The organism is Saccharopolyspora sp. ASAGF58, assembly GCF_012277335.1.
Lineage (GTDB): Bacteria > Actinomycetota > Actinomycetes > Mycobacteriales > Pseudonocardiaceae > Saccharopolyspora > Saccharopolyspora hattusasensis.
The window spans coordinates 7,686,017-7,698,675 of record NZ_CP040605.1; the positions used below are offsets into that span (position 1 = coordinate 7,686,017).

At 68.2% G+C, this 12,659-nt stretch carries 7 protein-coding genes; all 7 read right to left on the reverse strand.

Features of this window, described 5'->3' with window-relative positions; genetic code table 11:
• Positions 1 to 31: 31 nt before the first annotated feature.
• Positions 32 to 811 carry an MBL fold metallo-hydrolase gene (locus FDZ84_RS36035; protein ID WP_168589472.1) on the reverse strand — a complete coding sequence of 260 codons (780 nt, stop codon included), beginning with the start codon at positions 809 to 811 and terminating at the stop codon, positions 32 to 34.
• Positions 812 to 1,624: 813 nt separating this feature from the next.
• Positions 1,625 to 3,064 (reverse strand): carboxylesterase/lipase family protein, encoded by a 1,440-nt coding sequence (locus tag FDZ84_RS36040; protein ID WP_246868671.1) that lies wholly within the window; start codon positions 3,062 to 3,064, stop codon positions 1,625 to 1,627.
• A gap of 70 nt (positions 3,065 to 3,134) precedes the next feature.
• Positions 3,135 to 4,457, reverse strand: a complete 1,323-nt coding sequence (locus FDZ84_RS36045) for a wax ester/triacylglycerol synthase family O-acyltransferase (RefSeq protein WP_168589474.1) — start codon at positions 4,455 to 4,457, stop codon at positions 3,135 to 3,137.
• Between the two features lie 782 nt (positions 4,458 to 5,239).
• Positions 5,240 to 6,118: a mycobacterial-type methylenetetrahydrofolate reductase gene (locus FDZ84_RS36050; protein WP_168589475.1), complete on the reverse strand. Its 879-nt coding sequence runs from the start codon at positions 6,116 to 6,118 to the stop codon at positions 5,240 to 5,242.
• Between the two features lie 384 nt (positions 6,119 to 6,502).
• Positions 6,503 to 7,963, reverse strand: coding sequence for an adenosylhomocysteinase (gene ahcY, locus FDZ84_RS36055; RefSeq protein ID WP_168589476.1), 1,461 nt, complete (start codon positions 7,961 to 7,963; stop codon positions 6,503 to 6,505).
• A 39-nt stretch (positions 7,964 to 8,002) separates the two neighbouring features.
• Positions 8,003 to 11,569 carry a methionine synthase gene (gene metH, locus FDZ84_RS36060; RefSeq protein ID WP_168589477.1) on the reverse strand — a complete coding sequence of 1,189 codons (3,567 nt, stop codon included), beginning with the start codon at positions 11,567 to 11,569 and terminating at the stop codon, positions 8,003 to 8,005.
• 19 nt (positions 11,570 to 11,588) lie between these two features.
• Positions 11,589 to 12,563, reverse strand: a complete 975-nt coding sequence (locus FDZ84_RS36065) for a carbohydrate kinase family protein (protein WP_168589478.1) — start codon at positions 12,561 to 12,563, stop codon at positions 11,589 to 11,591.
• Positions 12,564 to 12,659: the final 96 nt, after the last annotated feature.

Consider the following 12,659-nt stretch of genomic DNA (forward strand, 5'->3'; position numbering starts at 1 on the left):
CTCCCCACGGATAAATCCGGGGGCCTCCGCACTACGTTTCTTCGGTGAACGGCTCGGGGAAAGGTGAGCGCGCCACCGCCTGCTCCGCAGTGAGCGTCCCCGCCGCCACCGCCCGGCACAGCTCGGCCACGGCCGCCAGCTCGGCGCGCTGGCACCGCACGAACTCGCGGTCCACCGGTTCGCCATGCCCGGGCAGCACGATCGGCGCGTCCAGCGCGAGGATGGCGTCCAGCGCGGCCGGCCACTCCTGCGGGTATGCGTCACCGAACTGCGGTGGTGCACCGTGCTCGACCAAATCGCCCGCGAACACGACACCCGCGTCCGGCACGTGCACGACCAGGTCGTGGTCGGTGTGCGCCGGTCCGAAGTGGAGCAGCGCCACGTCACGCCCGCCGAGGTCGACCACCGCCCGGTCATCGACCAGGTTGTCGGGCAGCGCGATCCGCACGGCGTTGATGCGGTCGGCGATCTCGTGCTCACCCCGCTCGCGGTAGTGCCGCGCCCACTTCTCGCGCTGACCCTCCCCCGCGGCCACGAGTCGGGTGCGGCACCTGTCGTGCGCCCAGACCGGGCACGGGGTGAACGCCTCGGTGCCGAAGCTGTGGTCGAAGTGCGCGTGGGTCAGGACCACCGACCAGGGCAGCGGCGTGACCTCGCGGACCGCCGCGGCGAGCTCGGCGCCCTGCCCGGCGTCCCCACCCGTGTCGATGACCAAGCAGCGTGCGCTTCCCACGACGAGGCCGACCGAGAGGTCCAGCTCGTCGTAGCGGCGCACGAGCACGCCGTCGGCCACGTCGATCCAGCTCCCCACTTCGCACCCACCTCGCAGTCACGGCGAATCGATACGAGCTCCACCCCGCGAGTGCATTCTCCGCCGTGCCTGGCACCGCGTCGGCCGCGCCCCGCTCCGGTGTCGGAGCTCAGTGCCCGTTCTTCGCGATGATGGCGTTCACCAGTTCGCCGCCCCGGGAAGTCCATCGTGATCACACCGGTGCGGGGCAGGTCGTTGCCGGTGAGGTGTTTCAGGGCGTAGTCGTTGACGCTGCGGAAACCGGCGGCGCCGCAGGCGACCGCGTCCGGGAAGGCGGCCGGGCTGGAGCCGCTGGAGAAGTTCAAGAACTTTGAGCTGGGTTCTTGGGTCCGGAGACGGGGGCACGCCGTTGCTCCGTCTAGGTTTCTGGCTTGTCCAGAGTCAGGAACTGAGGAGCGGAGAACGGCGTGCCGAAGGGCAGTTCATGGCGTGCCGTGGTGGGCGTCGTCGGTGGCGGGCGCTGTATCTCGCAACCACCCGGGTGTTTTTTGGAACGGAGCATTGCCACTCACGATGGGTGTCGGTCCGGTCGTGAGTGATGATGCCGGCTCTTACCGGAACCATCACTCACGATGGGTGTCGGTCCGGTCGTGAGTGATGATGCCGGCTCTTACCGGAACCATCACTCACGACGAGGGCCCGTCCGGTCGTGAGTGGCAATGCCGGTACACCAATAGACGGGACAAACGGTCCGTTCACCTCATCCGCCCAACGCGAGCGCCGCCCGGCGGCAGCAACGACGTACCCGCCATCGCTGCACAACCCGCACCACATCCCGAACAGCCGCTATCAGCGCAAAAGCGCTCACGGGTCTCACGCCTGGAAGCCGTGTTGCCAGATCTCCCGGGATACCTTGATCGGATCGGCCACCACGGTCGACGGCACGTTCCACACCCGGGCCGAGCGGTCGGCGACGGTGTAGGCAGGCCACCCCGGGTCACCGGTCGCCGCGAACGAAACCCACGCCTTGCGCAGCTGGCCGGACAGCTGCTCGAAGCTCGGCGGGATCTCGCCGCCGAACATCGACTTGCCGAGCTCATCCGCAACGATTCCGAAGGTGAACGGCACGTCCAGCCCGTGGTGCGCGCCGAACGCACCGCCGCGCACCGGGCTCGACCAGGCGAACTCGTAGGCGTAGCTGCGGCCGCCAGCCGCGGCGTGCGCTTCAGCGCTCCACAGCGACGGCATCCGGAACAGCTGATCGCTGAGCATCAGCGAGAACAGCTCGGCATCCTCGATCCCCGGATACCCGGCGCGGTACCGGCCCACCACCGACGGATCCAGCCGCAGTCGCTGCGCCATCAGCACCGGGTCCTTGACCTCCGCGGGAAGGTCCACTGTGAACATTCGGGCTTCGTCGGCGGTGTATCCGCTGATCAGATCCACGTCGCGGCCCGCGCCGGCGCGCAGCGCGACCCACGGCAGGTCGTCGAGCACCTCCCCGTCGAGGATCACCGCGTACGGCGTGGAATTCGTCCAGTCCGCGCGGTTCTCGTTCTGCTCCGCCATCACGGGCAGCTGCGCCGCGTGGATCGCCTCCGACGGCACCGCCGCCAGCTCCTCGGCGGTGGCCGGGACACCGAGCGGACCGACGATGAGCTCGCTGAGCTTGCGCGCCTCGTCCTCGGCGCAGTACAGCGAGCCGACGCTCTGCGCGATCGCGCGGCGGAACAACCCGCTCCGGGCCGCTCCCCCGATCAGCGTGGCCACCGAGGTCGCGCCCGCGGACTCGCCGAAGATCGTCACATTGCCCGGGTTGCCGCCGAACGCGGCGATGTTGTCGCGCACCCAGCGCAACGCCGCGAGCTGGTCCAGGATGCCGCGGTTGGACGGCGCGTCGGCAACCCAACCGAAGCCCTCATAACCGACCCGGTAGTTCACCGTCACCGCGACGACCCCGGCCTGCGCGAACAACGCCGGATCGTAGTCGGCGGCCGTACCGCCCAGATAGGCCCCGCCGTGGAACCAGACCATGACCGGCAGGCCGCCGCCGCGATCCGGGGTCCACACGTTGACGCTCAGGCAGTCGGTGCTGTCACCGGGGTTCCACGGCGATGGGAACCCGGGGATCACCGCCGGTTGCGGCACCGACGCGCTGAACTCCAACGCGTCCCGCACCCCTTCCCACCGCTGCGGGGCAACAGGCGCCTGGAACCGACGCGCCCCGTCCAGCGGTGCCGCGTACGGAATCCCCCTGAAAATGCTCAAGTCTTCGTTCGCGGTTCCCCGCACCGCGCCCTGTTCGGTCCGCACCACAAGATCCATGCCCCCCATAAAACCAGCGAAAGCGCGGCCGTGTTGCCCGATCGACGTAGTGCCCGGTTCACGACCGGTCGTCGAGTTCGGCCACCGCGAACGGCAGCGCTTCGCCGAGCTTCTCCAGGTCCGGCAACGCCGCGCGATTGGCGTGCACGCCCACGTGCACGGTGTCGCGGTACTGCGAGACCGCGATCGCCAGCGCGTGCCCGGCCACCAGCGGGGCCACCGGGTACAGCTCCGCCAACTCCGCCCCTCCCAGGGCGGCCCGGCAACCCGGCAGCGGCACGTTGGTGATCACGGTGTCGAACAGCAGCGCGGCACCTTGCCCGGCCAGCGGCGCGGCCACCTGGTGCACGATCTGCGGGACCCGCCCGGCAAGCACCGGGAACGCTCCCGGCCCGCGCAGCGGACCCGCGCTCTTGTTGCGACCCATCGCGGCCCGGATCGCCTGCAGCCGCGCCACCGGGTCCGGCTCCCCCACCGGCAGATCGCACAGGTAGCCGGACAGCTGGTTGTTCCCTCGCGCGTTTTCGCCGCGACGACGGCTGACCGGGATCAGCGCCCGCAGCGGCAGCTTGTCGGCCGGGTGCCCGCGCGCGGCCAGCCACCGGCGGAACGCCCCGGCGAGCACCGCGAGCACGACGTCGTTGGTGGTGCCGCCATGCCGGGCGCGGATCCGCCGCAGGTCAGCGAGGCCGATCGGGATCAGCGCCACCCGCCGCGCCGCGGAAGCGGAAGCGCGCAACGGCGAATCCGGGATCGGCAGCCGCATGCTGCGCACCACCGACGAGGCGATGCCGAGCGTTTCACCGGACTTCGACAGGGTTCCGCGAACCGCATCGAACAGCTGCTGCGGTTTGCGGAGCAGGTCCAGCGGGCTGCCGTCAAGATCGGGCAGCGGTTCCGGCGCCTCGGGCGTGAAGCCGTCGAGCAGCCCCAAACCCGTCTCGACAGCTTCCCGGCCATCGGCGAGGGCGTGGTGGAACTTCACCAGCACCGCGAACCGGTCCCCGTCCAGCCCGGTGATCAGGTGCAGTTCCCACAGCGGACGGCGCCGGTCCAGCGGGTCCGCGATGAGCTCCGCGACCAGCTCGGCCAATTCCTGCCGCCCGCCCGGCGAGGGCACCTGGTGGCTGCGCACCTGCTCGGCCGCGTCGAATTCCGGCGCTTCCGCCCAACGGGCCTGGCCGGGTAGCCACGACTGGCCGAGCCGCAGCCGCAGCCGCGCGATCCGCTGGGCCCGCTCGGCCAGCAGCGCCAGCAGCCGCACCCGGTCCGCCGGTTCCGACGGCCGGAACACCGCGACCGCACCGATGTGCATCGGCGCGGTTTCACGCTCCAGGCACAGGAACGCCCAGTCGAGCGCACTGACCTCGGTCGTCATCATCGCCGCACCTCACCACGCGATTCGAGAACAGCTTGCCGGAAACAATCCGGGCCGGAATGGGAATAGTTCACCGGCCTGGTTACGGAATTGTTTCCACCCCGGAAATTCCCAGCGATCGGCAGACCCGGGAGGTGATCTGATCCGCGAGCGAATCGAATGACCGCCCCGACGAAGCGGAAAATGATTCGTCTTCTACGGGCCGCCCGGACTCGAAACCGGGGCCGTCGCCGACGGGGCGGGCAGGGCCTGGAGGTGCTGGCGACAACGGCACTGACGTGGTCCTTCCTGTCACGGCGGGCAACGCCCGACGACGCCGGGCACCGCCGCGGCAACGCTTGCGGCCGGCGCGCGCGGTCCGGGGTGGGTGGCGATTTCGCGCGAAACCGTCACATCCCACGCGTGCCGGATGACGATTTCGCGCGAAATCGCCGCTCCCCTTGGACCGATTGCGGCCGGATCGACTGAATGGAGCCGACCGAGCCGCGAATGCGTCGACTTTAAACCAAAACGAGGACGGATGAAAACGAGGACCGCCGGCAGCGACGAGCACGATGCAAGCCTTGATCGCTCCGATAGGTACCGATCAAACGCTCCGGGTCACCCATAAGTATGCATGGCGGCCGCCCGCGACGGCGCGGCGGACCGGATTCGATGACACTGCGCGCTCGCCGCGCGCGGAGCACGACGTCGCGCGGTGAGCGAACTCACCCAGCTGCCGGACCCGGAACGCGAGAACCGCCGCCCCGCTCGGGGACAGCGGTTCCCGGTCGCGCGAGGTCAGCTCACGGCGCCCAGTGGTCGAGCATGGCCGCGAAGGTCTCGAAGGCCGCCTTGTTGTAGCCGTAGGGCGCTTCCAGGTGGACGCTGAGCGGGAAGCCGAGGTCGTGCACCCCGTCGATGACCCGCTTGTAGAGGTCCACGACCCGCTGCTTACGCTGCTCGAAGCCCAGCTCCGCGGTCTGCGCCACGAATTCCTGCTCGGCGGCCACGGCCGGGTTGCCCGGGTCCTGGATGAGCCACTGGATCAGATTCTTCCTGCTCTCCACACCAGGGATGAACCCGAAGGACAGCAGGATCTCCGGGCGGTGCGGCGTGGTCCGGGCGAACTCAGCGAGGAACCGGACGATCGCGTCGGAGTAGAGGAGCTGGGTCATGCCGTAGGTGGCGCCGCGCTCGCACTTGAAGCCGAACCGGCCCTGCTCGCCGTCCCGGGTCGGGATCAAGATCGAACCGCGGTGCGGCACCACGTCCTGGAACTTGGCCAGGGCGTCGGTGGGCGCGACGCCGGGCCCCTCGCCGTCGGCCATGTTGCGCGGTACCCCGACGAACGCGATGCCGTCCATGCCCGCGTCGCGCAGGTTGTGCAGGCGCTCGGTCAGCTGCTGCTCGTCGTGGAAAGCGGTGACCTGCGTGCACAGCCCGCGCATGCCGCCCAGTTCGGGCTCGATCGTCCGCCAGAAGTCGATGGTGTCCATCTTCTCCCGGAAGTCGACCGGCCGGTCCCCGTCCTCCTGGATGATGCCGGGGATCATCACGTGCTTGATGTGACCGGCCAGCCCGGCGGCGCGGCTGAGCCCGGCGACCTTGCGACCTTCCGCGACGGCCATCTGCACGCCACCGTCGAGGGCGGGCGGTACCAGTTCGAGTGCGATGGTGTTCATGTCGGCCTCAGGTTTTCCTTCTGTCGGCTTTCGGTCACCGCAGCGCCCGGTCGAGATGCACTCCTGCGACTGCTCTTCTCGACGAGCAGGGACCGTTTTTCCTCTGATGACTGGGGATTCTTTCGCGGAAATGCGAATTGCGTTATCCTGAAAGGATCGTCGTTCAGCCACTCGCAGAAAAGGCTGTGCATTCGGATCAGCGACGCGGCCGAGCCCCGGCCGGGTACGCGCTTTCGCCGGTCGGCGAATCCTATGGGCGAAACCGGTTGCGCGGAGCGCGGTTTCAGCGCCGGGGCGGATGTCCGGCGGCTCCCCCGGCCGAGGAGAGCCGCCGTTGCGACCCGGTACCGCTGCGCGAAAGCGAAGCGGTACCGGGGAGTTCGATCAGTAGCGGTAGTGGTCGGGCTTGTAGGGGCCGTCGACGTCGACACCGATGTAGGCGGCCTGCTCCTTGGAGAGCTTGGTCAGCTTCACACCCAGAGCGTCCAGGTGCAGGCGGGCCACCTTCTCGTCCAGGTGCTTGGGCAGCACATACACCTGCCTGTCGTACTCCCCCGGCTTGGTGAACAACTCGATCTGCGCGATCGTCTGGTTGGTGAAGGAGTTCGACATCACGAAGCTGGGGTGCCCGGTGGCGTTGCCCAGGTTCAGCAACCGGCCCTCCGACAACACAATGATCGAATGCCCGTCCTCGAACACGTACTCGTGGACCTGCGGCTTGATCTCCTGCTTGCGGACACCAGGCGTTTTCTCCAACCCCGCCATATCGATCTCGTTGTCGAAATGACCGATGTTGCCCACGATCGCCTGGTGCTTCATCCGCCCCATGTGCTCGGCGGTGATGATGTCGAAGTTCCCCGTCGTCGTGACGAAGATGTCAGCGATCTCCACGACATCTTCCAGCGTGGTCACCTGATAACCGTCCATCACCGCCTGCAACGCGCAGATCGGGTCGATCTCGGTCACGATCACCCGCGCACCCTGGCCCCGCAGCGACTCCGCCGAGCCCTTACCCACGTCGCCGTAACCACACACCACCGCGACCTTGCCGCCGATGAGCACATCCGTGGCACGGTTGATGCCATCGATCAGCGAGTGCCGGCACCCGTACTTGTTGTCGAACTTCGACTTCGTCACCGAGTCATTGACATTGATCGCCGGGAACAAGAGATCCCCGGTCTTGGCCAGCTCATACAGCCGGTGCACACCGGTCGTGGTCTCCTCGGTCACACCCTTGACCTCACGGGCGATCTTCGTGAACCGCTTGCCGTCCACGGCGACGCTGGCACGCAGCGTCTCCAGGATGACCTTGTACTCCTCCGGGTCATCATCTCCAGCCTGCGGCACCACCCCGGCAGCCTCGAACTCCACACCCTTGTGCACCAACAGCGTGGCGTCACCACCATCATCGAGGATCATGTTCGGACCCTCACCACCACCGAACTGGAACAACTGGTCGGTGCACCACCAGTACTCCTCCAGCGACTCACCCTTCCACGCGAACACCGACACACCCGCAGGCGCCTCCGGCGTCCCGTCCGGACCCACCACCACCGCAGCGGCGGCCTCGTCCTGGGTCGAGAAGATGTTGCACGACACCCACCGAACCTCGGCACCCAGCGCGACCAGCGTCTCGATCAACACCGCCGTCTGCACCGTCATGTGCAACGAACCCGCGATCCGCGCACCCCTCAACGGCTGCGAGGCCGCGAACTCCTCACGCGTCGCCATCAAACCCGGCATCTCATGCTCAGCCAACCGGATCTGATGCCGCCCGGCCTCAGCCAACCCCAGATCCCGGACAGCGAACTCCAGGCCGTTGACCTTCTGCAACTCGACGCTCATGACTACCTTTCTCTACTTCCGGATTCGGACAGGCAGGAATCAGGTGTTGAAGTACTTCGCCTCTGGATGGTGGGCGATGATCGCGTCGGTGGACTGCTCGGGGTGCAGCTGGAACTCCTCCGAGAGCACCACGCCGATGCGCTCGGCCGCTAACAGGTCGACGATCTTCGCCCGGTCCTCGATGTCCGGGCAGGCGCCGTAGCCGAAGGAGTACCGCGCGCCGCGGTAGCCGAGCTTGAAGTACTCCTGCACGTCGGCCGGGTCCTCTTCGGCCACCGAACCGCCCGAGGACCACAGAAGCTCCCGCCGGACGCGGCGGTGCCAGTACTCGGCCAGCGCTTCGGTGAGCTGCACGCCCATGCCGTGCACCTCCAGGTAGTCCCGGTAGGCGTTCTTGGCGAACAGCTCGTTGGCGAAGTCGGCGATCGGCTGGCCCATGGTGACCAGCTGCATAGGCAGCACGTCCACCTGGCCGGTCTGCTCGGCCTGCTCCCGCGACCGGAAGAAGTCCGCCAGGCACAGCCGCCGGTCGCGCTTCTGCCGGGGGAAGAAGAACCGGTGCCGCTCCGGGGCGTCCGGCTCTTCCTTGTCCAGCACGACGAGGTCGTTCCCCTCGGTCACGCACGGGAAGTAGCCGTAGACCACGGCCGCGTGCTGCAGGATGCCCGCGGTGGACAGCTCGTCGATCCAGTGCCGCAGCCGCGGCCGGCCCTCGGACTCGACGAGTTCCTCGTAGGACGGTCCCTCGCCCTTCTTCGCTCCGCGCAGGCCCCACTGGCCGAAGAACGTGGCCCGCTCGTCCAGCAGCGCCAGGTAGTCGGCGACCGCGACGCCCTTGACCACCTTCGAGCCCCAGAACGGCGGCGTCGGCACCGGTGCGCTCGCGTCCACATCGGACCGCGTGGTGTCGGTGTACTCCGGCTCCGGCCCGTGCTCGGCCTTGCGCTTCTCGGCGATGCGCAGCGACCGCTCGCGGCGAGCCTTGCGTTCGGCCTTCTTCTCCCGCTCGGCCGCATCGTCGGCAGGCGCGTCACCGCGCTTGACGGCCATGATGCGGTCCATCAGGTGCAGGCCTTCGAAGGCGTCCTTCGCGTAGCGCACATCGCCCTGGTAGACCTCGTCCAGGTCGTTCTCCACATAGGACCTGGTGAGCGCCGCCCCGCCCAGCATCACCGGGTACTTCTGGGACATCCCCTTGGAGTTGAGCTCCTCCAGGTTCTCCTTCATGATCACGGTCGACTTCACCAGCAGCCCGGACATGCCGATGGCGTCGACCTTGTGCTCCTCGGCGGCTTCCACGATGGCGCTGATCGGCTGCTTGATGCCGATGTTGACCACGTCGTAGCCGTTGTTGGACACGATGATGTCGACCAGGTTCTTGCCGATGTCGTGCACATCGCCCTTGACCGTGGCCAGCAGCAGCTTGCCCTTGCCGCCGGAGTCGTCCTTCTCCATGTGCGGTTCGAGGTGGGCGACCGCGGCCTTCATCACCTCGGCGGACTGCAGCACGAACGGCAGCTGCATCTGCCCTGAGCCGAACAGCTCGCCCACGACCTTCATGCCGGCCAGCAGGTTCTCGTTGATGATCTCCAGCGGCGGCTTCTCGGCCATCGCCGCGTCCAGATCCGCCTCGAGCCCGTTGCGCTCGCCATCGACTATCCGCCGCTCCAGGCGCTCGAACAGCGGCAGCTTCGCCAGCTCCTCGGCGCGCGAGGCGCTGCTGGACTTCGCGGTCTTGCCCTCGAAGAGCTCCATCAACTTCTGCAGCGGGTCGTATCCCTCGCGGCGCCGGTCGTAGACCAGGTCGAGCGCGACCTGCCGCTGCTCCTCATCGATCTTGCTCATCGGCAGGATCTTCGAAGCGTTCAGGATCGCGGTGTCCAGGCCTGCTTCCCGGCATTCGTTGAGGAACACCGAGTTCAGCACCTGCCGCGCCGCCGGGTTGAGTCCGAACGAGACGTTCGACAAGCCGAGCGTCGTCTGGACATCCGGGTGGCGCTTCTTGAGCTCCCGGATCGCGTTGATCGTCTCGATGGCGTCCTTGCGGACCTCTTCCTGGCCGGTGGTGATCGGGAAGACCAGGCAGTCGATGATGATCGAAGACTTCTCCAGACCCCAGTTGGTGGTCATGTCCTCGATCAGCCGCTCGGCCACCCGCACCTTCCACTCGGCGGTGCGCGCCTGGCCTTCCTCGTCGATGCAGGTCACCACGACGGTGGCACCGTGCTCGACCACGAGCCTCATCACGCGCTCGTACCGCGAGCCCGGCTCGTGACCGTCCTCGTAGTTCACGGAGTTGACCGCGCACCGGCCGCCCAGGTGATCCAGACCGGCCTCGATCACGTCCGGCTCCGTGGAGTCCACCATGATCGGCAGGGTCGAGGAGGTCGCCAGGCGCGACGCCAGTTCACGCATGTCGACCGTGCCATCGCGGCCGACGTAGTCCACGCACAGGTCCAGCATGTGCGCGCCCTCGCGGGTCTGGGCCTTGGCGATCTCCACGCAGTCGTCGTAACGACCTTCCAGCATCGCCACGCGGAACGCCTTGGAACCGTTGGTGTTCGTGCGCTCACCGATGTTGAGGATCGACGCGTCCTGTTCGAACGGCACCGACTGATACATCGACGAGATCGACGGGATGTGCTCGGGCTGGCGCACCTTCGGCGGCAGCGACGCGACGGCCTCGGCCACCGCGCGCACGTGCTCGGTGGTGGTGCCGCAGCAGCCGCCGACCAGCCGGGCGCCGAAGTCGTTGACGAACCCGACCAGCGCGTCGGCCAGCTCGTCGGGCTGCAGCGGGTACACCGCGCCATTGGGGCCGAGCTGGGGCAGACCGGCGTTGGGCATCACCGAGATCGGGATCCGGGAGTTCTGCGCCAGCACCCGCAGGTGCTCGCTCATCTCCGCCGGACCGGTCGCGCAGTTCATCCCGATCAGGTCGATGCCCAGCGGTTCCAGCGCGGTCAGCGCCGCGCCGATTTCGGAGCCGACCAGCATCGTCCCCGTGGTCTCCACGGTGACCTGAGCGATGATCGGCAGCTGGCGACCGGCCTGGGCCATCGCCCGCTTCGCGGCCACGATCGCGGCCTTGGTCTGCAGCAGGTCCTGCGAGGTTTCCACCAGCACCACGTCGATGCCGCCGTCGAGCATGCCCAGCATCTGCTCGACGTAGGCGTCGCGCAGCACGGTGTAGGGCGCGTGGCCCAGCGTCGGCAGCTTGGTGCCCGGACCGACCGAACCGAGCACGTACCGCGGCCGCTCCGGCGTCGAGTACTCGTCGGCGGCCTCGCGGGCCAGCGCCGAGCCCTTCTCCGCCAGCTCCCGGATCCGTTCCGGGATGTCGTACTCGCTGAGGTTGGCCAGGTTCGCGCCGAACGTGTTGGTCTCGATCGCGTCCGAGCCGGCCTCGAGGTAGCCCCGGTAGATCGAGGACACCACGTCGGGCCGGGTCACGTTCAGGATCTCGTTGCAGCCCTCCAGGTTGGCGAAGTCGTCCAACGTCAGGTCGAACGCCTGCAGCGCGGTGCCCATGCCGCCGTCGGCGACGAGGACGCGTTCGCCGAGGGCGGTGAGGAACCCGCTCGGATCGTTCTGCCGGTCTGGCATGTGCCTGCTACTCCCGTTCTCAGCGAAGCTTCGGCTGGACCTCGGCCGCGGCGGCGTCGCCGTACGCCTCGGCGATGCGGGCGACGAACGAGTCGCGCTCCACCTCGTACTCCTGGGGGCCGTCGGTCTCCAGCGAAACGGTCGCCAGCGTGCAGCCGAGCTGCAGCGAGCGCTCCAGCCCGAAGTCGTGGGTCAGCCCGGCCAGGAACCCGGCGCGCAGCGCGTCGCCGACGCCGGTGGGGTCGCCCTTCTGGTTCTCCTTCGGCGGCACGACCTCGATGGTCGGGTCCGACTTGGACTCCACCTGCACGCCCTTCGGGCCGAGCGAGGTCACCCAGATGCCGACGCGCTCCAGCACCTCGGTGTGGGTCCAACCGGTGCTCTGCAGCAGCAGGCCGTGCTCGTACTCGTTGGTGAACAGGTACTCCGCGCCCTCGACGAGCTTGCGGATGTCGTCGCCTTCCATGCGGGCGAGCTGCTGGCCCGGGTCGGCGAGGAACCGGTAGCCGCGGTCCCGGCACTCCTGGGTATGCCGCAGCATCGCGTCCGGGTCGTTGGCGGAGATCACCACTACGTCGAGGCCACCGAGCCGGTCGGCGACCGGCTTGAGCTCGATCTCGCGGGCCTCGGACATCGCGCCCGCGTAGAACGAGGCGATCTGGTTGTGGTCGGTGTCGGTGGTGCAGAGGAACCGCGCCGTGTGCTTGGTCCCGGAGACGTGCACCGAGTTGGTGTCCACTCCGTGGCGCTCCAGCCACGCGCGGTACTCGTCGAAGTCCCGGCCGACGGCGCCGACGAGGGCCGAGCCGACGCCGAGCTGGCCGAGGCCGAAGGTGATGTTGGCCGCGATCCCGCCGCGACGCACCTCCAGCTCGTCGACCAGGAACGACAGCGACACCTGCTCGAGGCGATCAGCGACGAGCTGATCGGTGAACCTACCGGGGTAGGACATCAGATGGTCGGTGGCGATCGAACCGGTCACCGCAATCCGCACTGCATTACTCCTTCACCAGGGTAGTCGGCTGCCGCTGCGGCACCGACCACGAAGCTCTACTGGACCCGGGCCGGCACAGGAGGCTGCGGGGCGCGC

What these genes read in the sequence shown, in the direction of transcription:
- FDZ84_RS36045 (WP_168589474.1), bottom strand. Translation starts at nt 4,457, where the DNA reads ATGATGACGACCGAGGTCAGTGCGCTCGACTGGGCGTTCCTGTGCCTG.
- FDZ84_RS36050 (WP_168589475.1), bottom strand. Translation starts at nt 6,118, where the DNA reads ATGAACACCATCGCACTCGAACTGGTACCGCCCGCCCTCGACGGTGGC.
- ahcY (WP_168589476.1), bottom strand. Translation starts at nt 7,963, where the DNA reads ATGAGCGTCGAGTTGCAGAAGGTCAACGGCCTGGAGTTCGCTGTCCGG.
- metH (WP_168589477.1), bottom strand. Translation starts at nt 11,569, where the DNA reads ATGCCAGACCGGCAGAACGATCCGAGCGGGTTCCTCACCGCCCTCGGC.